The following is a 24,502-nucleotide window of genomic DNA, read 5'->3' on the forward strand; positions in this document are numbered from 1 at the left end:
AGGAGTATCGTTATTCCGAAATAAGCTTTTGGCTTTAACCTTTTCGCTTTCAGCTCAGTTGCGACAAGAACTCCATCGTATCTACTCCATCGGCATAATCCCATAATTGCGGATGCTGGCTTTGGCCGAAATTAACCACCTGGTTTTGTGTTTTTAACGGTACTGTGGTTACTATACATTGCAGGTTATCTGTTTGTTCCTGCAGCTGTTTTTGTGCCGATTGCACGTCGGTATAGGTTTCGTAGTGCAGGCATGAGAGGGGCGAGGTTAGGCGCGCATCCTGCTTTAACAGCAAAAAGCCATTATCTAAATGCTCATCTCGGTTTACCAGGTAAATAGATTTGTTATAATCGTAATTGTTGTTGTATTTATGATGATGGATGATAGGCGCGAAGTGCTCTATCGATTCAAAAAAGAAATTGAATACATACCCATCAGGGACTAATAATTTCGATACATTGCGGCAACCCAGGCCATAATAATCAAAAATATCGTGGCCTAAAGCGGCCAGTTCTTCCCCACTTTCATCGCCGCTAAGTAAAGCTATACTGTTACGGTTTTTACGAATAATGTTGGGCACTTTGCCAAAATAATACTCAAAGTAGCGCGAGGTATTGTTACTGCCGGTGGCGATGATGGCGTCAAAATTTTCCAGCCTTTCTACAAAACTGAAGCTATCGGCATATGAATTATCAATTTCAACCAGCTTATTCAGTACGTATTTGATCAGGCGCGCATCCTGCGAGGATGCCTTTATAAGCGCGTGGTTACCTGTTACTAATACACAAAGCACATCATGAAAGCCCACCAACGGGATGTTACCTGCAAGCACCAGGCCTACCTTTTTATTTCCCCCTTTGGTTAGGTCGTACTTATCAAGCCATTTTTCCAGATCGGCTTTGTTAAGCATGTCGCCGGTTGCCTTAACGGCGGTTAATACACTTTCGGGTGTGAACCATGCGTTATACTGGCGTTCGGTTTCGATAATATCCATCAGCTGCGCATTAGGCGCGGCAAGGTGCTTGCCTAATTCCGAAAATGTATTTACTGTATCTGTAATATTAAATTTTGACATATATATGTAAAGAGGGTAAACCCTTAAAGCCTTTTTTTGTTATATTTGCAGTGCCTGATTATAGGGCAAAGGTAAATAGAATACTACAAGAATATTTAAATAATATGGCGATTATAATCACCGATGAATGCATAAACTGCGGGGCCTGCGAACCAGAGTGCCCGAATAATGCTATTTATGATGCAGGTGCTTCATGGCGTTTTAGCGATGGGACAGATTTAAAAGGAGTAATTGATTTTGGCGACGGTAATACTTTAAATGCAGAAGAAGCACAAGCTGCCCTGTCTGACGATATTTATTACATCGTGCCTGATAAATGCACTGAGTGCGTTGGCTTTCATGACGAGCCGCAATGTGCTGCCGTTTGCCCTGTAGACTGTTGTGTGGATGATGAAGATGTACGCGAAACCGAAGAAGAACTGCATGCCAAAAAAGATTGGTTGCACGCAAATGGTTAATACCTAAAATATTTTATTAAAAAGGGGAACGCAGATAATGCTTTCCCCTTTTTAATTTAACAAAATTTTATTGCTATCTTAACGTATTAATCCTGTGATTATAAAAAATGGAATACGGAATTTGTAACCTGGCGGTGATACCTCTACGCGCTGAGCCAAGCGATAGGAGTGAAATGGTATCGCAGGTTTTATTTGGTGAAGCTTTTGAAATTTTAGAGTGGAAGGATAAGTGGGTGCAAGTTACAACCGCCTTAGATAATTATACCGGTTGGATAGATCGCCTGCAAGTTGTTATGCTGGGCCACCTGGCGTATAAGCGCTTGTTGCAAACGCCGGCACCGGTAACATACCGTGCCATTACCCAAGCCTGGAAAATAATTGACAACACCGTAATATATCTGCCTGCCGGTAGTTCGCTTGCTTTTTTGGAAGGCACAACCAGCTATATAGGCGACCAGCGATATGACATTATTGGCGAAATAGGCGAAACAGACAGTATAGCTAACGTAGCCCGGTCTTTTTTAAACTCGCCATACCTGTGGGGCGGCCGTACCCATTTTGGTATTGATTGCTCGGGTTTTACGCAGATAGTGTATAAACTGCAAGGCATTGCTCTTAAACGCGATGCCTCAATGCAGGCACAGGAAGGGACGGCTGTAGATTCGGTACTTACCGCAAAATTGGGCGACCTTGCCTTTTTTAATAACGACGAAGGGCGTATTACCCACGTAGGCATTATTTTAGGTGCCGGTAAAATCATCCATGCATCGGGTAAGGTTAAAATAGATTCGATAGATACCCAGGGCATTTACTCGGATGAGTTAAAACGATATACACACAGGTTGAAAATTATCAGGCGGTATTTTTAAAACGATACGTCCCAGGTAATTACCTTCTTATCATCGCTTGCGGATAATAACTGATCGCCGTTCCAGGCAAGTTTATTGATGGATAGGGCATGGCTTGCATATCCCTTCTCGCGGCTGATGATCTTGCGGAGTTTAAACTCAGCAGCATCCCATATCTTAATGCTTTTATCCATACTGGCGGTTGCAAAATAGGGCCGGGTAGGGTGAAACGCGATATGGTTAACGGCAAACAAATGTGCCGGAATATTTTGGATAAGCGTGTACGTTTTATTGTCCCATATCTTTACCTGCGCATCGCGGGCGCCAGATACAAGGTAATCGCCAACTGGCGAATATTGCAGTGAGAAAACGGCCATAGTATGGCCTATCAATGCCTTTATAGGGCTGTAATCTTCCAGATCATAAACCACCACACGGTTGTCGCGGCAACCAAAAGCTACCCTGTCTTCGGCTGGGTTTATGGTGATGCAACGAATAGTATCGTTTGATACCGTTATACTGTGTAATAACGCTAAAGTTTCTAAACTCCATACAGATACGGTTCCATCTTCTGAGGCAATCAGTAACTCGCTCTTTTTAGCAGACGATTTGATATCAAAAACAGGTTTTATATGGTGCCTTAAACGGTGGGTTATCTTCTGCTCGATGAAGTTAAACACAAGCACTTCGCCACTACGCAGGCCTGCAAACATTAGCGGGTAACCCACCGGGCAGTGAATGGCATAAATAGAAGCCATTACCGGGAACATTACTTTAATAAACGAGTTGCTCTCCAGGCTCCATTCCACCAATCCCTTATCATTACCGCCCGTAAACAGGATGCCCGGCTTTTGGGAAAGCTCCAGGCTAAATATAGGGTTGCTGTGGCCGGTTAGTTCTGCTGATTTTTGTACGATGATCATGTAGTCAATGGTCGGTAGACCATAGACCATAGCCGAATCCAAACTCTATGGATTATTGACTATCGACTATGGACTTTATTGATGTCTTCCTTCTAAATTCTTTGCTATGCGCTCCAAATTTAAACCTTTTTCTTTTAGCAGAACCAATAGGTGGAACATCAGGTCTGATGCCTCATCAACCAGTTCGGTTTCGGTTTCATACAGGGCGGCTATTACCACTTCAACACCTTCTTCGCCCACTTTTTGGGTTATTTTTTTAAGGCCTTTTTTACGCAGTTTGTTGATGTACGATTCTTCTGTTGGATTCTCATACCTGTCGGCGATGATATTCTCCAACTGCATCAAAAAGTTTTGATTGTACTCTGTTTTAAAGCAGCTGCGCGACCCGGTATGGCAGGTTGGGCCATCGGCTTTAACTTTTATCAGCAGGGTATCACTGTCACAATCGATATGCATGCTTTTTACATGGAGGTAATTCTGGCTGGTTTCGCCCTTTGTCCACAAGCGGTTTTTTGAGCGCGAAAAGAAGGTGACGATGTTTTCCTGAACAGTTTTGTCGTATGCTTCCTGGTTCATATAACCCAGCATCAGTACTTCAAGCGTTTGCTCGTCCTGTATAATAACCGGTACTAAACCGTCTGTTTTGTTAAAGTCGATGTTCATTTGTTTTACTCATTAGTTGGCGGTGGGGGCATCGCCAACGGGTGTTTTTTAAATCCCCTCTTGAGAGGGGGCTGGGAGGATAGTGCGTTGGCAGGGGTGTGTTAATCATGCGGTGAACACCCCTAACCCCTCTCAAGAGGGGAGCCAATTATCAAACCCTCACTTCAATATTATTCTCTTTTAAAACCGATTTTAGATCGGGTATCAGTATTTCACCATAATGAAACACCGAAGCTGCCAGTGCGGCATCAACATTGCTTTGCTGAAAAACATCAACAAAGTGCTGAACCGAACCCGCACCACCCGATGCGATCACCGGAATATTTACCGTATTGTTTACTAAAGTAAGCAAACCGTTATCAAAGCCGGCCTTTGTGCCGTCGTGGTCCATAGAGGTTAGCAATATTTCGCCTGCACCCCGGCTTTCGGCCTCTATAATCCAGTCTAATGTTTGTTTTTCAGTTGGTAATCGCCCGCCATTCAGGTGAACAATGTTTTTATCACCCATCACCCGGGTATCAACCGCTATTACCACAAATTGCACCCCGAATGCTTTGGCAAGTTCATCTATCAATGCCGGGTTACGTACCGCTGCCGAATTAATGGAGATCTTATCTGCACCGGCATTCAACAATGCATCTGCGTCGGCAATTTCATTAATGCCACCACCAATGGTGAAGGGGATATTGATTTGCCTGGCAACTGACTTAACCAGCTCTACCATAGTTTTACGGCGCTCAACAGTAGCTGTAATATCCAAAAAAACCAACTCATCAGCGCCTTGCTGCGAGTAGTTCCAGGCTAGTTCAACCGGGTCGCCGGCATCGCGCAGGTCAACAAAGTTCACACCTTTTACAGTACGGCCGTCTTTAACATCAAGGCAGGGGATGATTCTTTTTGCGAGCATGGGTTTTAGAGTGCTATGTCATTGCGAGCGATAGCGTAGCAATCTCAAAGGACAAGCGGATATGCTAAGATTGCCGCGTCGTTCCTCCTCGCAATGACATATTTATTAAAAGACTTATATTGACATTAAGCTTTCCAAATTCCAGTTTTTGATCTCTTCGATGCTGATATGGTCTTCATAAATGGCTTTGCCCACTACGCAGGCTTCAACTTTAATTTTACTTAGTTCTTCAATATCTTTCATAGAGCTTACACCGCCCGATGCGATCAGTTTGATGAACGGCGAATGGTCAAGCAGTTTGCTGTACAATTCTACACCGGCACCGCCCAATTTACCGTCTTTGTTTATATCGGTACATAAAAAGCGGAAGAAACCTAATTGCAGGCACTTGTCCACATAATCCATCAGTTTGATGGGAGAGCTTTCCATCCATCCCGAATATTTGATCACCTCGTCCAGCACATCAATGGCAATAACCACCTGGTCGCTGCATTTATCGCGGCCACATACCTCTTTACTTAAATCGTCTAAAAACGATGGGTTGGTAATAGCCTGTGTACCCACAATAACGCGGTGCACGCCCGAGTTTATCAGTTGTTTTACCTGGTCAATACTGCGGATACCGCCTCCGTACTGTACCTGCATATCCGTTTTACGGATCACGTCAAACAGGTATTGCTGGTTGCTAAAATCGCCTTTAGCACCGTTAAGGTCAATTATATGGATGAAATTTGTACCGTTGCTCTGGTACTTTTCAATCATTTCCTCAAGTGTAACGTCGTACTCTGTTACCTGCGAGTAGTCGCCTTCGCGCAGGCGCACAACCTTTTTGTTAAGAATATCAATGGCAGGAATAATATACATGATTTAAATTTTTGAGAAGTTTTTTAATAATGTTTCGCCATAAATGCCTGACTTTTCGGGGTGAAACTGCACACCGTAAAAATTACTATGCCAAATTGATGCCGAAAATTTATTTATGTAACTGGTTGACGATAAAGTGAATGATTGGTCGTATTCAATAAAGTATGAATGTACGAAGTAAAAGTGTGACCCGGAGGGTATATTTTCAAATAAAGGGTTTTCTTTTTCGGGGTAAACCTGGTTCCAACCGGTGTGTGGTACCTTAAACCCGCCCTCATGTGGAAATTTAAGCGTTTTGATGGGGAACAAGTTCAGCAGTCTAGCATCGCCCTCTTCGCTATATGCTGTAAGCAATTGCATGCCTACGCAAATACCCAAAGCAGGTTTTTTAAGCGCCTTTATGGCAGGCACCAGCCCTGTTTGTTCCAGTTTATGCATAGCAGCACCGGCATGCCCAACCCCTGGGATGATATAACGATCATATTGTTCCAGGTCAGCCTCGGTGTTTACCATGCCATAGTCAATGCCCAGCCTGTCTAAAGCTGCAGTAAGCGAGAAAATGTTCCCGGCGCCATATCTGATAATGCCTATCATATTTTTTATTGAATCAAGAGATCAAGACCTAAGAATCAAGATAGTTTTGTCCCGACTCTTGCTTCCTGACTTCTTGCCTCTCTACAAAAGTCCTTTAGTACTCGGTAAAACCATTTTATTAACATCGCGCTTTACGGCCATTTTTATGGCTTTGGCAAAGGCTTTAAATATAGCTTCTATTTTGTGATGTTCGTTTTGCCCCTCTGCTTTTATATTCAGGTTGCATTTTGATGCATCGCTGAACGATTTGAAAAAATGGTAGAACATTTCTGTTGGTACATCGCCCACTTTTTCGCGTTTAAAATCAGCATCCCAAACAATCCAGTTGCGGCCGCCAAAGTCAATTGCCGCCTGTGCCAGGCAATCATCCATCGGGAGGCAAAAACCATAACGCTCAATACCCATTTTATTGCCCAAAGCGGTAGCAAAAACTTCGCCTAAGGCAATGCCGGTATCTTCAATGGTGTGGTGCTCGTCGATATGCAGATCGCCTTTAGCGGTTATTTCCAAATCTATACCTCCATGGCGGGCTATTTGATCAAGCATGTGATCGAAAAAGTGCAGGCCGGTCGAGATTCTGGCTTCGCCTGTACCGTCAAGGTTTAGCTTAATGCGGATATCGGTTTCTTTGGTAACGCGACTATGTTCAACAATGCGTTCGCCCAGTTTTAAAAATTCGTAAATTTCTTTCCAATCAATAGTTTGCAGGGCTACCACATTGGTAATGTCATCCTCAGTTTTAAACTCACCGTCACCTAATCCCGATTTATTATTTAACCAGATAGCTTTTGCACCCAGGTTTTTGGCCAGCAGTACATCGTTTTTACGATCACCAATGGTAAATGAATTTATCAGATCGTACTTTGTAGTGTCCAGGTATTGGGTTAATAAACCTGTTGCAGGTTTGCGGGTAGGGGCGTTATCGGCCGGAAAAGTGCGGTCAATTGCCTGATAAGTAAAATGGACACCTTCGTTCTCAAACGTTTTGAGGATAAAATTATGTACGGGGTAAAAGGTATCCTCCGGGTATGATGCCGTACCCAAACCATCCTGGTTGGTTACCATTACCAGCTCATAATCAAGCTCGGCCGCAATTTTTGGCAGGTATTGCAAAGCGCCGGGGTAAAAAGTTAGCTTCGCGAACGAATCTATCTGCTCATCGGGTGTTTCGTTGATGAGGGTGCCATCGCGGTCAATAAAAAGTATTTTTTGCAACTTGCTCATTATTATTTGTATTGCTGTAATGTTAATAGCAGAGTTTTATTTTCATCGGGCGTGCCAATGGTGATACGCAGGCAACCCTCGCAAAGCTCCACTTTCGAGCGGTCGCGGATGATAATGCCGTGCTGAACTAAGAATTCATAAATAGCCTTGGCATCAGTTGTTTTTACAAGGATAAAGTTGGCATCTGAGGGGTAAATATCCAGCACAAAATTAAACTCCTTTAACGCTAAAACCAGGCTGTCGCGCTGCTCTAAAGTTTCTTTTATCCACAGGTTTACCAGCGATACATTGTTTAGTGCCTGTAAAGCCAGCTGTTGCGATGCCTCGTTTACGTTGTAGGGTGGTTTCACTTTGTTCATTACCTCGATGATCTCCTCGCTTGCGAAGGCCATGCCTACACGCAGGCCGGCTAATCCCCATGCTTTAGAGAGGGTTTGCAGCACTACCAGGTTGGCATATTCAGTCAGTTCCTGTATAAAGGTTTTTTGCCTGCTAAAGTTGATGTATGCTTCATCTATCACCACAATGCCGTTAAAATTGGCCAGCAGAGTTTCAATGTCATCGCGATTGATGGAGTTGCCCGTGGGGTTATTGGGCGAGCAGATGAAGATCAATTTTGTGTTTTTGTCGATAGCTTCGGCAATGCCATCAAGGTCAAGCTGATATTCTTCGGTCAACAATACCTTTTTTGCCTCAACATCATTAATATTAGCTGATACCTGGTACATGCCGTAGGTTGGCGGTACGATGATCACGTTATCTACACCCGGGTTACAAAAGCTACGGAAGAGGATATCAATAGCCTCGTCGCTGCCATTACCTAAAAATATATTGCGCGGTGGCACGCCTTTTATTTGACTCAGCTTTAGCTTAACCTGGTATTGCAAAGGGTCGGGGTAGCGGTTGTAAGCCGTTTCCAGCGGCGAACCGTAGGCATTTTCATTGGCATCCAAAAACACGCTGGCCTCGCCCGTGTACTCATCCCGTGCAGAAGAGTAGGGGGTTAGGTTTTTGATGTTTTCGCGTAGTATGTTGTTTAATTCGAACATTTTATTCTAATTAAATATGTCATTGCGACGAGCGTAGCAACTTGGCAACCTTATAGGACATACGGATATGCTGAGGTTGCCACGCTATCGCTAGCAATGACATCGTTATTTCAATTATTTATTATTCATCCTCACAGTCACTGCGTTCCGGTGCGCGTGCAGGCCTTCCATTTCGGCCAGTATTTCTACCGATGGCCCTATATTTTGTATCCCTTCCTCCGTTAAATACTGGAAGGTGATCTTCTTCACAAACGAATCTACCGATACGCCCGAGTAAGCCCTTGCATAACTGCTGGTTGGCAGTGTATGGTTAGTTCCCGATGCGTAATCACCCGCGCTCTCCGGTGTTAAATTCCCCAGGAAAACCGAACCTGCATTGATAATTTTAGCGGTTAGCTGCTGCCAGTTGGTAGTTGCCAAAATTAAGTGTTCGGGGGCGTATTGGTTGCTGAAATCCATCGCCTCATCCAAGTTTTGGGTAATAATGACGTATGAATTATCTATCGCCTGCTTCGCTATCTCGGCACGTGGTAAAACAGCAAGTTGTTTTTCAACCTCGGCCAGGGTTTGCTGCACGATGGTTTCTGATGTACACACCAGTATCGACTGACTATCAACCCCATGTTCTGCTTGTGCCAGCAGATCGGCGGCTACATAGGCTGGTTTAGCGGTATTATCTGCAATTACCAAAACTTCCGATGGACCCGCAGGCATATCAATAGCAGTAGTGGTGGTGCTTTGTATAATGGTTTTGGCCTTGGTTACAAATTGATTTCCCGGGCCAAATATTTTATCAACTTTAGTAATGCTTTCAGTACCATAAGCCATTGCCGCTACAGCCTGCGACCCGCCCACAAGATACACCTTATCTATTCCCAGCATTAAAGCCACATAAGCTATAAAAGCGTTAACCTTGCCGTTTTTTTGCGGGGGTGAACATACCACAATCTCATTACAGCCCGCAATACGTGCAGGGATGCCCAGCATTAAGAATGTGGATGGCAAAACCGCAGTGCCACCTGGAATGTACAATCCCACCTTTTCAATGGCCCTTAATTCGCGCCAGCAGGTAACGCCGGGCATGGTTTCTACCTTATCTTCCTGTTTTAATTGTGCTTTATGGAATTTGTAGATGTTGGCATAAGCCGTTTGCAAAGCCTCTTGCTGGTCTTCAGAAACTGCCGAAGCCAGTTCTTCCAGTTCGGCTTTATTCAGGTAAAGTTTGGTGAGTTCAACCTTGTCAAACTGTTCTGCATAGTTCAGCAAAGCGCTGTCACCGTGTTGTTTTACCTGCTCAATCACGTTCTCAACCAACGCGCGGATCTCGTTCGCAGGGTCCACATTTCGCTGTACAAGGTGGGTTATATCCCCTTTACTTAGGTCTGAATATTTGAATGTTTCCATTACCCCCCCAGCCCCCTGAAGTGGGAGCTTTTGAAATGCATCTTTTTGATTGTTATTTTCCATTGTAAAACATTTTGTTCCCCCTTGAGGGGGTTAGGGGGTTACAATATTATCTTTTCTATCGGCATTACTACAATGCCCTGTGCACCAGCTTGTTTCAATTGACTTATCCTATCCCAAAAATCGCGTTCGGGTATAACGGTGTGTACGGCAACCCAGTCAACCTCTGCCAATGGCACTACAGAAGGGCTTTTTACGCCCGGTAGCAGCGCATTTACAGCATCAAGGTTTTTACGTTCAACGTTCAGCACCACGTATTTAGTTTCTTTTGCGCGTAATACCGACTGAATGCGCTGGATCAGTTCTTTAACCAGGTCGTCGTTCTCGCTGCCTTTACTGCCAATTAGTACCGCTTCGCTGCTCATTACATCAGCAAAAGGAGCCAATCCATTGCTTTTTAAAGTGCCGCCTGTTGATACCAGGTCGCAGATAGCATCGCTCAAGCCCAGGCCCGGCGAGATCTCTACCGAGCCGGATATAGTACGGATGTCTGATTGTATGCCTTTCTCTTTCAGGTATTTACCAAGGATAACCGGGTAGGTGGTAGCAATGGCTTTACCGTTAAGCTGATCAAGGCTGGTGATGGTATTGTTATTTGGTACCGCAATTTTAAGCGAGCATTTGCCAAAGCCAAGCTTTTGCAGGTAGCTTACTTCCACTTCGGTTTCCTGTATTACGTTTTCGCCAACAATGCCCAGGTCGGCAATGCCATCTTGCACATACTCAGGGATATCGTCGTCACGTAGGAACAATATTTCTAACGGGAAATTTGATACAGGGGAGATAAGCGAGCTCTTATAATTTTCGAAATTAAGGCCGCAATTTTTTAATAATTCAACGGATTTTTCGTTGAGCCGACCCGATTTCTGGATCGCTATTTTTAATGTTTTCACAAATTGATTTTTAGGAAATGAATATAAACGGAGGACGATATTTCGCGTAGAAACATATATTATCTGATCACCACATGGTGGTGATGGTGCAGATGTAAATGATATGTGTTAAATCCGTTCATTTTATATGATTTGCTGTGGATAAGCGATGCAAATATATGCCCTATTTTATTAAATCAAAATTTTATGTGAAATTGATTGTCAAAAATTTAATTTTTAGTATGGTTTTTTATCAGAATGGCAATATGTATAAGTGCTTATGTAATTTTTACACTCATTTTATCTTAAAAACATTTACTTCGGGATGTGCTACCTTTTTTCGCCTTTTTTAGGCTTTCATTCGCCAAAAAACGCCCTCAGTTCGCCTTAATGCGTTGTTAAAGTGTCGCGTTTGGCCGCAGGTGTTTCGCCTTCATATTCGTAGATAGCACCGCCTTCAAATTGTTTTATTACTTTCAGTTTTTTTACCTTTTGGATATCCTTAATGTTGATCAGTTCCGGGTTCTCCAGGTTGTTGAACCAGATCAGGTAAAAGCGTTTGATACGGTAGAATTTCTCTACATCCTTTTTAAAGAACTTGTGCGGAACAAGATATGATGACATGCCGGAGAAAAAATACACCGCCTCGTGCGCATCAGAGTAAATACCCACTTTGGGTTTAAACATACCTTTATCTATATGCCTCAGGTAATTGGCAAATTCCGATTCCTTCCAGTCGTTATCGGTATAGCCGGGGTTACCGTATTCATCGGCTATCTGGTCATTATAACGTTGTTTATCTATCAAAAATATTTTGGTGATGTAGCCCAGCATCAGCAGTATAAATACAGCAGCCACGGCCACACGTACACGCTTTTCGGCAATACGTTTAAGCGCCAGCATACCCCAACTGGTGTATCCCCAAAGGGCGGGGATATACATAGGGGCCAATAAGCGGGGGTTTATCCGCTCGTAGCGCGAAAAGGTAGATGACAGCACAATAAACAACCCGTAAACCAGCGCGAAAGTGATAGCCAGGTTCTCAAAACTATCCAGCTTGCGGCGCATAAAATTATAAACCAAAGCGGCAATAAAGCCTAACAGTATAATAATGGCCAGCGGTGTGGCAAATGTATCATACAAATTGGGGCTTATGCCCATCCACTCGCAGAATACCGAGCCGAAATAAAACAGGTTTTTACCGAATGAAGTGATAGATGGCTCGCGCGGGCCGGTAACGGTTCCGGTATGCAGGGCGTTAAAGGTAAGGTTGGCTACCAGCAGCGAGATACATATAAAACCATATATAATAATATGTACAAATTTCTTTTTGATGGGGAGCTTCCTGTCCAGCAGTAATAACAAACCACCTGTACCTACAATGGTAACTGCCGCATAACGGGTTATACAGGCCACAGCAGCTATAGCCGCCGCAGCAACCAGCCATTTACCGGCATAGGTGAGCAGGTATTGCCTGAAGGCAATAAAAAATAACAATACCTCCAGTATAAATAGCGTCTCCGACCACAGGTAGGAGTACACCTGTAGCAAACCCGGGTTTAACACGATGGCAGCCAGTACCAGCCATTTATACACATGTGATGCCGGCACAAAGCGCGACATGATCCACCCGCTGGCATATATCACCACAGCAAATAATATCATGTTTAGTACAGCGCCAAAAGCTACAGGATCGGTACGGGTGATAAAGCTGATGATACCCAGAAAGGTTGGATAAAAGACAGGGAAATCAACAATAGGGATGTGGTTAAACGTAAGCAATGTACCATGCGCCGCAAAGCTACGGGCCGCGCTGGTGTACATAATGGAATCGGGCGAGATGCCGATACCGCTGTAACTACAATAAATGTATATAGCAAAAGCCGCTATTGCCGAAAACAGCAGCGTATCATAGTTTTTTAGTTTTTCTAAAAATCCCATTGTTGTTTTAAAGGATATAAAGCGGAAATTGTTTTAAAGTAATATTGTTTTAACCACAGAGAGCACAAAGATAAAAACACAGAGTTTACTGAGTTTTGCAAATAGATATTATATTTAATAACCACAAAACAAAAGCACAAAGCACACATAGCTTTTCAATTATACCTCTGTGAATTCCGTGTAAACCTCTGTGTTCTCTGTGGTTAAAATAAATCAACCTTAATCTATTAAATCCAAAACCGTACTTATCGGCTGGTCGCTGTCTATTAAAATACCTTTTACGCCTGCTGCGGTGCCTGCTTCTACATCGCGTTCCCGGTCGCCAATAAAATATGATTTTGATGGATCTATATTATATTTCTCAATACCCTGGAATAATAAACCCGGTTTTGGTTTTCGGCAATCACAGTCGCCGGTAAAGTTGGGGTGGTGGGGGCAATAAAAAAAGTCGGTTATTTCTACGCCATGCTCCTGGTAAACCTGTTTTAAATGGGCGTGCATTTTGCCAAGCTCGGTTTCATCATACCAGCCTTTAGCCAGGCCACCCTGGTTTGTAGCTACCAAAAGCATGTACCCACGATCCTGCAATTCTTTAAGCGCGTCAAAATTATCAAGCACATGGAAATCTTCAAGGCGGCAAACGTAATCGCCCATTTCTTTGTTTAAAACTCCATCTCTGTCTAAAAACACTGCTTTAATTTTTTCGGCCATATATTATAAGGTATAAGTCAATTTCGGCAAAATTAGATTATTAAGCTTATTTACTATGTGTGCATATTAAATAAACGTTAAGAATTATTAAATTCATATATATATGCGACAATTATTGTCGACTTTATAATTTATTTGTAATAAATACATCTTGTTTTAATAATTTTGAAAAAATTAGTAGCGATTTTATAAAAATATCAAAATTTGGTAATTTCGTTATTACCCGCGTCATAAATATGCGGATAAAAATATGGATCAAACTGATTGTAACCAGCAGGGCCTATACAGGTCGGAATTTGAGCACGATTCCTGCGGAACAGGATTTATTACTAACATAAACGGTCATAAATCGCACAGTATTGTTAGCGATGCTTTAACGATGTTAGAGAACATGGAGCACCGTGGAGCCTGTGGCTGCGACCCCGAAAGCGGTGACGGCGCGGGTATCCTGATTCAACTTCCACACGAGTTTTTGATGGAAGAATGCTCTGATCTGGAGATAAGCCTTCCTGAGCCGGGAAGCTATGGAGTGGGTATGATCTTCTTCCCGAAAGAGCCTGCCCTAAAGAAGGCAAGCCGTAAAATTATTGCCGCTGCGGTTGAAAAACTTGGCTTTGAATTACTTGGATACCGTAAAATTTCGGTCGATTCATCCGTGATTGGCGAAACTGCACGCCAGGCCGAGCCTGATTGCGAACAGCTTTTTGTTGGCCGCCCGCGTACCATTACCAATACCGACGATTTTGAGCGCAAACTATATGTATTGCGCCGCTATATTAATAAAACCGTTACTGAAACCATCCCTGCGGCTGCAGAGCATTTTTACTTTACATCATTCTCTTGCCGCACCATTATTTATAAGGGGCAGGTAACCACTTACCAACTGCGTAAGTACTTTCCCGATCTGGCCGATCCGCGTGTTACATCGGGCCTGGCCCTCATCCACTCGCGTTTCTCAACCAATACCTTCCCATCGTGGAAACTGGCGCAGCCATTCCGCTTAATTGCGCATAACGGCGAAATAAACACCCTTACCGGTAACCTTAACTGGTTCTATTCGGGCGTAAGATCTTTCGCATCGGCCTATTTCACCAACGAGGAAATGGAGATGCTTTTACCTGTTATTGATAATAACCAGTCGGATTCGGCCTGTTTAGATAACATCATCGAGATATTATTGCACACCGGCCGCTCGTTACCACACGTAATGATGATGCTGATACCCGAGGCATGGGATGGCAACGAACAGATGGACCCGGTTAAAAAGGCATTTTACGAGTACCATGCTACCTTAATGGAGCCATGGGACGGCCCGGCCGCTATCAGCTTTACCGATGGTAAACTGGTTGGGGCATTGCTTGACCGTAACGGCCTGCGCCCGCTGCGCTTTGTGATAACCAATGATGGCCGCGTTATAGCAGCATCAGAAGCGGGCACCCTGAAAATTGACGAGAGCACCGTTATACGCAAAGGCCGCCTGCAGCCGGGTAAAATGTTATTGATAGATACCGAAAAAGGGAAGATCATAACAGACGAAGAAATTAAGAAAGAGATCTCCGGCCAGCAGCCATACGGCACCTGGCTGGATAATTATAAGATCCGTTTAGGTGAACTGGCCGAGCCGCGTTTATCATTCGCCAGCCTGAGCGCTGATGCGGTTTACCGCTACCAGCAGGTATTTGGCTACAGCCGCGAGGATATCGATACCATCATCAAACCTATGGCATTGGATGGTAAGGAGCCTATCGGATCAATGGGTACGGATGTGCCTTTGGCTATCCTGTCTGATAAACCACAACACCTCTCAAGTTACTTTAAGCAGTTTTTTGCACAGGTTACCAACCCGCCGATAGACCCTATCCGCGAACGTTTGGTAATGAGTTTGGCTACCTTCATCGGTAACAACGGTAACCTGCTTGATGAAGATAAAATGCACTGCCATTGCGTTGTGCTTAACCACCCTATACTAAAGAACCACCAGTTAGAGAAACTGCGGTCGATAGATACCGGGTTGTTCCATGCCAAAACGCTGCAAACCTATTATAACGCCGATGGTAACGCCGGCTCATTAGAAAAAGGTATTGCAAGGCTTTGCCGCTATGCCGAAGATGCCGTTGATGATGGCTTTGAGGTATTGATACTAAGCGACCGTGCAATCGACTCAGAACATGCGCCTATCCCTATGCTGCTGGCAGTATCGGCCGTGCATCACCACCTGATAAAAAAAGGCCGCCGTGGCGCGGTAGGTATTGTTGCCGAAACAGGCGATGTTTGGGAAGTACACCACTTTGCTACCTTGTTAGCCTTTGGTGCAACTGCCATTAACCCATACCTGGCGCTGTCAACTATTGAAACATTGAAGAATAATGGCCAACTGGAAACCAGCCTGGATATTAAAGCGCTTTACAAAAACTATGTAAAGTCGGTTAATGATGGCTTGCTGAAGATCTTCTCAAAAATGGGCATCTCTACCCTGCAATCATACCACGGCTCGCAGGTGTTTGAAATATTGGGCTTGAACAAAGAAGTGGTTGACCGCTACTTTACCGGAGCGGTTACCCGTATTGAAGGTTTGGGCCTTGATGAGATAGCGAAAGAATCGCTTTGCAAACATAAAATAGGCTTTAACAGCCCTAAAACAGAAAATCATTTACTGCCCGAAGGTGGTATTTACCAGTGGAAACGCCGCGGCGAGGCCCACTTGTTTAACCCAACTACGGTACACTTGCTGCAGCATGCAACCCGCAGCAACAGCTACAGCGTATATAAAAACTATGCTAACGCAATAAATGAGCAAACCGAAAAGCATTTCACCATTCGTGGCCTGCTTGATTTTGCCCACCACCGCGAAGCTATCAGCATTGACGAGGTTGAACCGATTGAGAACATCATGACCCGCTTTGCAACCGGCGCCATGTCGTTCGGCTCTATCTCTCACGAGGCGCACAGCACCATGGCTATCGCCATGAACCGCATAGGCGGCAAAAGCAATACCGGCGAAGGCGGTGAGGACGAGATGCGTTATGAGAAAATGGCCAACGGCGATTCCATGCGTTCGGCTATTAAGCAGGTTGCATCGGCGCGTTTTGGCGTAACCTCAAACTACCTCACCAATGCCGACGAGTTACAGATAAAAATGGCACAGGGCGCAAAACCGGGCGAAGGCGGGCAGCTGCCGGGCCATAAGGTTGACGACTGGATTGCCAAAACCCGCCACTCTACACCGGGTGTGGGCTTAATATCGCCGCCGCCACACCACGATATTTATTCTATCGAGGACCTGGCGCAATTAATTTTCGATTTAAAGAACGCCAACCGTGCCGCACGTATCAATGTTAAATTGGTATCAAAAGCAGGGGTAGGCACCATAGCAGCGGGTGTAGCCAAAGCACACGCCGATGTGATCCTGATTGCAGGATACGACGGCGGTACTGGCGCATCGCCAATAAGCTCTATAAAACATGCTGGCTTACCATGGGAACTTGGCCTGGCCGAAGCACACCAAACACTGGTACGCAATAAACTGCGCAGCCGTGTGGTACTGCAAACAGACGGGCAGCTAAAAACCGGCCGCGATTTGGCCATTGCCACTTTGATGGGTGCTGAGGAATGGGGTGTTGCAACCGCTGCCCTTGTTGCAGGCGGCTGTATCATGATGCGTAAATGCCACTTAAATACATGCCCGGTAGGTGTGGCCACGCAGGACCCTGAGCTAAGGAAATTGTTTAGCGGAAGCCCCGATCACGTTGTGAACCTGTTCCGTTTTATGGCCGAGGAACTGCGTGAGATAATGGCCGAGCTTGGTTTCCGTACCATTAATGAAATGGTTGGCCGCGTACAGTTCCTGAAGGTTAAAGATAACCTGAAGAGCTGGAAAGCTAAGAAGATTGACTTGAGCGGCATGCTGCACCCGGTAACTGTAAGCAAAGGCTCAACGCTTTACAACAGCGAAAAGCAGGATCACGGGATGGACGAGATCATAGACTGGGAATTGCTGAAGAGTGCGAAAGCGGCTTTAGAGGATAAAACCCCGGTATTCGCCACTTTTGATGTCATCAACGTTAACCGTACCATCGGTACGCTGTTATCAAACGAGATCTCGAAAAAGTATGGTTCTGCAGGTTTACCCGATAATACCATCAACTATAAATTTAAAGGTTCTGCCGGCCAAAGCTTTGGTGCTTTCACTACAAAAGGTATTTCTTTTGAGCTGGAAGGCGAAGCTAACGATTATGTTGGTAAAGGCTTATCCGGCGCGCAACTGGCTATTTACCCGGCACCTAACGCTACGTTTAAACCTGAGGATAATATCATCATCGGTAATGTTGCCCTGTATGGTGCAACAAGCGGGGAGCTGTTTGTAAGAGGTATGGCAGGCGAGCGTTTCGCGGTACGTAACTCGGGTGCTACAACGGTTGTTGAAGGTATTGGCGACCACGGTTGCGAGTACATGACCGGCGGCCGCGCGCTTATACTGGGCGAAACCGGAAGGAACTTTGCGGCAGGCATGAGCGGTGGTATAGCCTGGATCTACAACCCTAACGGCACATTTGCAGAAAACTGCAATACCGAAATGGTTGACCTTGACCCGCTATCGTTAAAAGACGAGGAGCAGATAACCGCGTTGCTGAAGAAGCACATCAACTTAACCGGCAGCAAGCTGGCGCAATCCATCTTAAAAAACTGGAATAAGGCTTCAACGCAGTTTGTAAAGGTATTCCCTAAGGAGTACAAAAAAGTGTTAGAAAAATTAGAATATCAAACCGTAAGCTAATATCATAATGGGAAAAGTTACAGGATTTCAGGAATTTAACAGGGAGCTCCCCGCAAAAACGCCTGTTGCCGAAAGGGTTAAAAACTATAATGAGTTTGTTGGTTTGTATTCTGATGAAAAACTAAACCAGCAATCGGCACGCTGCATGAACTGCGGTATACCATTTTGCCATTCGGGTTGCCCGCTTGGTAATGTTATCCCCGAGTTTAATGATGCCGTGTACCGCAAAAACTGGGACGACGCGTACCAGATCCTATCATCTACCAATAATTTCCCCGAGTTTACCGGCCGTATTTGCCCTGCACCGTGCGAGTCTGCATGCGTGTTAGGTATTAACAAACCGGCCGTAGCTATCGAGGAAATTGAAAAACATATCATTGAGATAGCCTACTCCAAAAACATGGTTAAGCCTGTTGCCCCGCTTATTAAAACGGGCAAAAAGGTGGCAGTAGTAGGCTCGGGCCCGGCTGGTTTGGCTGCAGCAGCGCAATTAAGCAAGGCAGGCCACAGCGTTACCGTATTTGAGCGAGACGACCGCCCGGGTGGTTTGCTGCGCTACGGCATCCCCGATTTTAAACTGGAGAAATGGGTGATTGACCGCCGCATCCAGATCATGGAAGAGGATGGCATTGTATTTAAATGCAATACCGAAGTGGGTAAAGATATCGCCGCCGACGAGATAGTTCGCGGGCATGATGCGGTGGTACTGGCAGGCGGGTCAACCATCCCGCGCGATCTGCCCATCCCCGGCAGGGAATTTAAAGGCGTACACTTCGCAATGGATTTCCTGAAACAACAAAACAAACGCGTTAGCAGCATTGCTGTTGAGGTTGAAGAAATAATAGCCACCGGTAAAGATGTAGTGGTAATAGGTGGCGGCGATACCGGCAGCGATTGCGTGGGTACATCAAACCGCCAGGGTGCAGCATCGGTTAAGCAATTTGAGGTGATGGTGCAACCGCCCGAGAAACGTACCGCGCATATGCCATGGCCAACATACCCAATGGTGATGAAAACTACCAGCTCGCACGAGGAAGGTGTTGAACGCTTTTGGGGTATCAATACCAAAGAGTTTTTAGGCGATGCCGATGGCAACCTTAGGGCGCTTAAAGTAACCGATGTGAGTTGGGAGATTGATGTAATGGGCCGCCCCATTAAGTTTAACGAGGTGGAAGGCAGCGAGCGCGAGATACCTTGCCAGCGTGTGTTCCTGGCAATGGGTTTTGTGAACCCGCAGTTTGATGGCGCTTTACAGCAGTTAAATGTGGAGCTTGATGAGCGTAAGAACGTAAAAGCCAAAGAAGGCATTTACCGTACCAACGTAAGTAAGGTGTTTGCAGCAGGCGATATGCGCCGTGGGCAGTCACTGGTGGTATGGGCCATATCAGAAGGCCGCGAGGCTGCCCGCAAGGTCGACGAGTTTTTGATGGGCCACTCTAACCTGGAAAGCAAAGACGCCGTTAACCAATTTGAACAAGTGTTTTATTAGTTTTAGTTAATCAGTTATAGACCGAGCCCTTGCCAGTTAGTTCTGCAAGGGCTTTTTTGTTGAATATTTGAGAACACCGTCATTGCAAGGAGCGTAGCGACGTGGCAATCTTCGATAGAAAAGTCGGCGACAAGCATGTCGAAGATTGCTTCATACCTCGCAATGACGCGCGGAGAAAGGAAGTACTATTTTTCAGATGGGTTTTTCTTTCCCGCCGATAACATTTCTATCATTTTAACAATTCGGTTTGCCTTGGTTTGTTCCTGCTTGGCGCTCAATATCCAAACCACGTATTCTTTACGGTGCGACCATGCCAGTTTATCGTAAGTGGCCATAGCCGCGGGTTCGGCAGCTAAAGCCTCATGCAGGTAGGGTGGCAGGGTTATCTGTTTTTTATCAACGTCGATATATGCGGAGTAGTCGTTTTGTTTGGAGATGGATTCCTTACTGGCATCAGAATGCTTCACCAAATGCTCCGGGCGGAAACGCAGAGTAGTCCACACATTATTTATAGCTGCCGAAGCAACAGGCCTTAATCCGTAGGGTTTGGTTACTTCCCAGCCGCTCATCATTTCCAGGTCGGTTTCCATGCCCGAGCTCTTTTTGGGGTAGATCACCCAAAATATGGTGTCGTCTTTTAAAATGGGCTTTAGCTGTATTAAGGCTTCGTTTAAGCCGGCGCTGTTTTGTACAAAAAGCTGTATGCCATTAAAGTTTCCTTCAGGGGTAAACGATAGCTTAACACTCTCCAGCAATGGTTCAAGGGTAGCCAGGTAATCTTCGGGTGCGTTCAAAATCAGCCAGTGCTGTCCGGATTTTATAAGCAGTTTTTTGGCGAGAGGGCTCATGGTGGCGGGGGGCTATTTCAAATTCAATTTAGCAAAGAAATCCCACAAAACAATACCTGCCGATACCACGATGTTGAAGGAATGCTTGGTGCCAAACTGTGGGATCTCGATACAGGCATCTATTTGTTGCATCACCTCGTCGCTTACGCCGTTAACCTCGTTGCCAAATATTAAGGCGTATTTTTCATCCGCAGCAGGGGTAAAGGTATTCAGCATAATGCTGTTCTCGGCCTGTTCAATGGCTATGATCGTATATCCGTTGGCACGCAGGTGTGCTACGGCCTGTAAAGTGGTTTCAAAGTATGCCCAGTTGATAGATTGTGTAGCGCCTAAAGCTGTTTTTTCAATCTCGCGGTGCGGGGGCTGGGCGGTTATGCCGCAAAGGCAAACCTGCTCAACCGCAAAACCATCAGATGTACGGAAGATAGACCCGATATTGTGCATACTGCGCACATTATCCAATACCACGGCTACAGGCAGCTTATCCTGGGCCTTAAATTCATCAATGGTGGCACGGTTTAGTTCGTCGAGTTTTAACTTGCGCATAAAGAGTATTCAATGAGGTGGCAAATATAACCACTCTCTGCTCACCATTCACTACTTACCAGCCACTACTTCATTCAGTATGCCTACCCCATCGCCGATATGCGATGCATAAACAGAAGGGGCGTAGCCAATCTTATCGGTATAATAAGCCGTTACTTCTTCGCTGAATTTACCGAAGGCATCTTTTTTAACCAGTGCGATGGCACAGCCGCCAAAGCCTGCGCCCGTCATACGCGCGCCGGCAACGTTGGGGTTGGTTTTGGCATAATCCACCACGGTATCCAGCTCAATGCCGCTAACCTCATACAACTCGCGCAGGGATTGGTGCGAAGCGTACATCAGGCGGCCAAATTCGGCCAGGTTGTTGTTGCTTAGGGCTTTTGCAGCCAGCTTTACCCGGTCGTTCTCTTCAATTACATGTTTGGCGCGGCGCTGTACAACCGCATCGGTTATCAGGTGTTTGTATTTGCCAAAAGTTTCGGTATCTATATCGCACAGGTAGTTAATATCCAGCTCCTGCTTTAAGGCTGCAAGGGCTGTTTGGCATTCCTGCACGCGTTCGTTATATTTTGATTCGGCCAGTTTACGGGGCTTATTGGTATTGATAATGGCCAGCAGGTAATCGCCAAGGTTACTGTCAACCGCCTGATAATCCAGGCTGTCGCAGTTCAGCATCAGGGCTTTGTCTTTTTCGCCAAAAGCTACGGCAAACTGGTCCATAATGCCGCAGTTTACGCCAATAAATTTATTTTCTACAGCTTGCGATAGCTTTACTAATTCCAGTTTACTGTAGCCTGCATTAAACAGGTCGTTCAATGCAAAAGCGGTAACCACTTCTATTGATGCGGATGATGACAAACCCGAACCAATAGGGATATCGCCGTAAAATAGCAGATCCAGCCCTTGCAGGTTTTTACCATCTTTCTGAAAGTATGATATTACGCCAAGCGGGTAATTGTACCAAACTTCACCGGTTTTTTTATGATCGGCCTGTAAAAGCACTTCGGCCTGCTCGTTAAAATTGAGGCTTTTAAACCTGAAAACGTTTTCGTTATTGGGGGCAACAAGCAGGTATGAACCAAAGGTAATAGCGCAGGGCATAACCAGCCCGCCGTTATAATCAATATGCTCGCCTATCAGGTTTACCCTTCCCGGCGAAAAAAAAGTTTCGGTTGCATCTTTACCATATAGCGAATTAAATTGCTCTTGCAAATCGGTTCTCATAAATTGGTTTTTTGTTTGGAAAACAAATATTGTAAAATATACAGTTATTGTGATGCTGCGTTTAAAAGTTTTTTGCAGATAGTTTGCAGCTTAGCCATAACTTGCTGTTATTTGCTAAATAACCACAAATAATTATAACATGAACCAATATATTGTTACCGCATACGATTATACTGACGAAGGCGCGCTTGAACGCCGCATGGCTGTACGCCCGCACCATTTAGATGGCGCTAATGAACTGCATACAAACGGTAATTACGTAATAGGCGGGGCCATACTTAATGATGAAGGAAAAATGATAGGATCGGTAATGATAGTTCAGTTTGAAACTGAGGAAGAACTGCAGGCCTGGCAGCAGCGCGAACCCTACATCACTCAAAAAATATGGGAAACCGTAGATGTGAAACCGTTTAAAGTAGCGGCTGTAGGATAGTCAAAAGTCAAAAGCCAAAACTCAAAAGGTGATTATGTTAAGTTGGCGAAGCTATAATGTGCCGGCATATTCCCATTGGCCTTGATTATTCCTTTTATATTGTACAGTGTAGCCGATACCCTCTGTTTTAAAGCTAAACTCAAATGTTTGTTCGGCCGGGTCATCCGGCAGGAATTGTTCTATGATGCTATCGGCTACCAGGCGAATGATATCTTCTTTTGGCTGTTGCTGTATTTTAGCCTCGAGGCTGGTTTTATAATCTGCAAAGGCGGCAAAGGTGTGTTCTTTGCCGTTAAGCTGGCGTGCGGCATTAAAAGCAGCTTCTTCGGCTTGCAGGCGGTATTCTTCCATGGCCTTTAATAAACCATCGGCGGCAATCTCTGGCATGCCATCCGCTCCCTGCGAATAATAACTGTTCAGTATTTCCTCTTTGCTTTTCATTGGCAGCAAAAATACATATAAATGAGAATCAAGAGTGAAGAGTGAAGAATCAAGGAAAATTTAATACAAAGGTAATATTTAACAGCATGTTAGATATTTACGGTATATTTTCTTGATTCTTGACTCCAAATGTCTTGACTCTTAATCGGGGTTATCCTACCGGCGGCGATATGCCATCCAACTCGTCAATATCTTCAGCATCTAACACTACATTGGCTGTTTTCATATTTTCTTCAAGGTGGGCAACGCTTGAGGTCCCCGGTATCAGTAAAATGTTTTTTGAGTGGTTTAATAACCAGCTTAACGCTACCTGGTGAACGGTTGCACCATGCTTTTCGGCAACATGCTGCAATTTTTCCAGGGCAGCCACATTACCTGCATTTAACGGGAACCACGGGATAAAGGCTATATCGTTATCCTCACAGTAATTTAATACGCCCTCCCATTTGCGGTTATCTACGCTGTACATGTTTTGTACCGATACTACCTCAAAATAATCCTGCGCTTTCTTAATGTCGTCAATATCCACTTCCGATAAACCAATGTGCCTGATCTTTCCATCGCCCTGCGCCTGTTTTAAAAAGGCAAAGCTATCTTCGGCAGGTACATTAGGGTCTATACGGTGTAACTGGTACAGGTCTATCTGATCGAGTTTTAAGCGTTTAAGGCTTCCTTCTAATGCTTCTTTTAAGTGTGCAGGGCTTGAATTTACCGGCCACTGATCGGGCCCGGTGCGTAACAAACCACCTTTTGTGCCAATTACAAGGTCGGCAGGGTAAGGGTATAAAGCTTCAGCAATAAGCTCTTCAGAAATATGCGGGCCGTAGCTATCGGCTGTATCTATAAAATTAATACCCAGCTCAACCGCACGTTTTAATACGCGTATGGCTTCAGCTTTGTCTTTTGGCGGGCCCCAAATGCCTTTACCGGTAATACGCATGGCGCCATAGCCTATACGGTTAACTTCTAAATCGCCACCTATGCTAAATGTTTTTGGGGCTGTTGTTGCGTTACTCATAATTATTAGTTCTTATGATAAAATGAATTAACGCTAAGTAAGCTTTATTGTTCGATTGAATGGTTCATAGAAGTGTCATATCGGCTGGTGGCGGCATAATTGACTATCAGCATTTATGGAAAAAACAAGGGGAGTT

At 44.9% G+C, this 24,502-nt stretch carries 22 protein-coding genes; 5 read left to right on the forward strand and 17 right to left on the reverse strand.

Going from position 1 to position 24,502, the window contains the following annotated elements:
- Positions 1-49: 49 nt before the first annotated feature.
- Complete coding sequence (locus IDJ75_RS14055) at positions 50-1,075, reverse strand: acyl-CoA reductase (protein WP_191176268.1); 1,026 nt, start codon at positions 1,073-1,075, stop codon at positions 50-52.
- A gap of 104 nt (positions 1,076-1,179) precedes the next feature.
- Between IDJ75_RS14055 and IDJ75_RS14060 the strand changes: the two genes are divergently transcribed.
- Positions 1,180-1,533 (forward strand): 4Fe-4S dicluster domain-containing protein, encoded by a 354-nt coding sequence (locus IDJ75_RS14060; RefSeq protein ID WP_191176269.1) that lies wholly within the window; start codon positions 1,180-1,182, stop codon positions 1,531-1,533.
- Between the two features lie 107 nt (positions 1,534-1,640).
- Complete coding sequence (locus IDJ75_RS14065; protein WP_191176270.1) at positions 1,641-2,402, forward strand: C40 family peptidase; 762 nt, start codon at positions 1,641-1,643, stop codon at positions 2,400-2,402.
- On the opposite strand, the gene IDJ75_RS14070 is transcribed toward IDJ75_RS14065, so the two are convergent.
- From IDJ75_RS14070 to IDJ75_RS14120, 11 genes are all read right to left on the reverse strand, one after another.
- Positions 2,399-3,304 carry a WD40 repeat domain-containing protein gene (locus tag IDJ75_RS14070; RefSeq protein WP_191176271.1) on the reverse strand — a complete coding sequence of 302 codons (906 nt, stop codon included), beginning with the start codon at positions 3,302-3,304 and terminating at the stop codon, positions 2,399-2,401. The two genes, IDJ75_RS14065 and IDJ75_RS14070, sit on opposite strands and share 4 nt — an antisense overlap.
- Positions 3,305-3,379: 75 nt before the next feature.
- Positions 3,380-3,967 carry a bifunctional phosphoribosyl-AMP cyclohydrolase/phosphoribosyl-ATP diphosphatase HisIE gene (gene hisIE / locus IDJ75_RS14075; RefSeq protein ID WP_191176272.1) on the reverse strand — a complete coding sequence of 196 codons (588 nt, stop codon included), beginning with the start codon at positions 3,965-3,967 and terminating at the stop codon, positions 3,380-3,382.
- Between the two features lie 151 nt (positions 3,968-4,118).
- The gene (gene hisF / locus IDJ75_RS14080; protein ID WP_191176273.1) at positions 4,119-4,874 is read right to left on the reverse strand and encodes an imidazole glycerol phosphate synthase subunit HisF; all 756 of its coding nucleotides are present in this window, start codon (positions 4,872-4,874) and stop codon (positions 4,119-4,121) included.
- A 114-nt stretch (positions 4,875-4,988) separates the two neighbouring features.
- On the reverse strand, positions 4,989-5,738 hold the full coding sequence (locus tag IDJ75_RS14085; RefSeq protein WP_191176274.1) for a 1-(5-phosphoribosyl)-5-[(5-phosphoribosylamino)methylideneamino]imidazole-4-carboxamide isomerase: 750 nt from the start codon (positions 5,736-5,738) through the stop codon (positions 4,989-4,991).
- Positions 5,739-5,741: 3 nt separating this feature from the next.
- Positions 5,742-6,332, reverse strand: coding sequence for an imidazole glycerol phosphate synthase subunit HisH (gene hisH / locus IDJ75_RS14090; protein WP_191176275.1), 591 nt, complete (start codon positions 6,330-6,332; stop codon positions 5,742-5,744).
- A gap of 81 nt (positions 6,333-6,413) precedes the next feature.
- Complete coding sequence (gene hisB / locus IDJ75_RS14095; protein WP_224746606.1) at positions 6,414-7,556, reverse strand: bifunctional histidinol-phosphatase/imidazoleglycerol-phosphate dehydratase HisB; 1,143 nt, start codon at positions 7,554-7,556, stop codon at positions 6,414-6,416.
- Positions 7,557-7,558: 2 nt separating this feature from the next.
- Positions 7,559-8,605 carry a histidinol-phosphate transaminase gene (gene hisC, locus IDJ75_RS14100; RefSeq protein WP_191176276.1) on the reverse strand — a complete coding sequence of 349 codons (1,047 nt, stop codon included), beginning with the start codon at positions 8,603-8,605 and terminating at the stop codon, positions 7,559-7,561.
- Between the two features lie 114 nt (positions 8,606-8,719).
- Positions 8,720-10,009, reverse strand: coding sequence for a histidinol dehydrogenase (gene hisD, locus IDJ75_RS14105; RefSeq protein WP_191176762.1), 1,290 nt, complete (start codon positions 10,007-10,009; stop codon positions 8,720-8,722).
- Between the two features lie 101 nt (positions 10,010-10,110).
- Positions 10,111-10,962, reverse strand: a complete 852-nt coding sequence (hisG, locus tag IDJ75_RS14110) for an ATP phosphoribosyltransferase (protein WP_191176277.1) — start codon at positions 10,960-10,962, stop codon at positions 10,111-10,113.
- 366 nt (positions 10,963-11,328) lie between these two features.
- Positions 11,329-12,882 carry a hypothetical protein gene (locus IDJ75_RS14115; protein WP_191176278.1) on the reverse strand — a complete coding sequence of 518 codons (1,554 nt, stop codon included), beginning with the start codon at positions 12,880-12,882 and terminating at the stop codon, positions 11,329-11,331.
- 219 nt (positions 12,883-13,101) lie between these two features.
- A complete protein-coding gene (locus IDJ75_RS14120) occupies positions 13,102-13,593 on the reverse strand; it encodes a D-glycero-alpha-D-manno-heptose-1,7-bisphosphate 7-phosphatase (RefSeq protein WP_191176279.1) in 492 nt (163 codons plus the stop codon).
- Positions 13,594-13,843: 250 nt separating this feature from the next.
- Here IDJ75_RS14120 and gltB point away from each other — a divergent pair, with 250 nt between their 5' ends.
- The gene (gene gltB, locus IDJ75_RS14125) at positions 13,844-18,367 is read left to right on the forward strand and encodes a glutamate synthase large subunit (RefSeq protein ID WP_191176280.1); all 4,524 of its coding nucleotides are present in this window, start codon (positions 13,844-13,846) and stop codon (positions 18,365-18,367) included.
- A gap of 7 nt (positions 18,368-18,374) precedes the next feature.
- Positions 18,375-19,856: a glutamate synthase subunit beta gene (locus IDJ75_RS14130; RefSeq protein ID WP_191176281.1), complete on the forward strand. Its 1,482-nt coding sequence runs from the start codon at positions 18,375-18,377 to the stop codon at positions 19,854-19,856.
- Between the two features lie 185 nt (positions 19,857-20,041).
- Here IDJ75_RS14130 and IDJ75_RS14135 read toward each other — a convergent pair whose 3' ends face one another.
- From IDJ75_RS14135 to IDJ75_RS14145, 3 genes are read right to left on the reverse strand one after another with little or no spacing between them, the layout of a single operon-like run.
- Entirely contained in the window at positions 20,042-20,704 is a 663-nt protein-coding gene (locus tag IDJ75_RS14135; protein ID WP_191176282.1) for a YdeI/OmpD-associated family protein, read from the reverse strand.
- Between the two features lie 12 nt (positions 20,705-20,716).
- A complete protein-coding gene (locus IDJ75_RS14140) occupies positions 20,717-21,250 on the reverse strand; it encodes an RNA methyltransferase (protein ID WP_191176283.1) in 534 nt (177 codons plus the stop codon).
- Positions 21,251-21,301: 51 nt separating this feature from the next.
- Positions 21,302-22,474 carry a galactokinase gene (locus tag IDJ75_RS14145; protein WP_191176284.1) on the reverse strand — a complete coding sequence of 391 codons (1,173 nt, stop codon included), beginning with the start codon at positions 22,472-22,474 and terminating at the stop codon, positions 21,302-21,304.
- Positions 22,475-22,613: 139 nt separating this feature from the next.
- Here IDJ75_RS14145 and IDJ75_RS14150 point away from each other — a divergent pair, with 139 nt between their 5' ends.
- The gene (locus IDJ75_RS14150) at positions 22,614-22,907 is read left to right on the forward strand and encodes a YciI family protein (RefSeq protein WP_191176285.1); all 294 of its coding nucleotides are present in this window, start codon (positions 22,614-22,616) and stop codon (positions 22,905-22,907) included.
- A 51-nt stretch (positions 22,908-22,958) separates the two neighbouring features.
- Here IDJ75_RS14150 and IDJ75_RS14155 read toward each other — a convergent pair whose 3' ends face one another.
- Positions 22,959-23,348: a hypothetical protein gene (locus IDJ75_RS14155; RefSeq protein ID WP_191176286.1), complete on the reverse strand. Its 390-nt coding sequence runs from the start codon at positions 23,346-23,348 to the stop codon at positions 22,959-22,961.
- Between the two features lie 151 nt (positions 23,349-23,499).
- Positions 23,500-24,366, reverse strand: a complete 867-nt coding sequence (locus tag IDJ75_RS14160; RefSeq protein WP_191176287.1) for an aldo/keto reductase — start codon at positions 24,364-24,366, stop codon at positions 23,500-23,502.
- Positions 24,367-24,502 lie beyond the last annotated feature (136 nt).

It is taken from the genome of Mucilaginibacter rigui (assembly GCF_014773275.1).
Classification (GTDB): Bacteria; Bacteroidota; Bacteroidia; order Sphingobacteriales; family Sphingobacteriaceae; genus Mucilaginibacter; species Mucilaginibacter rigui_A.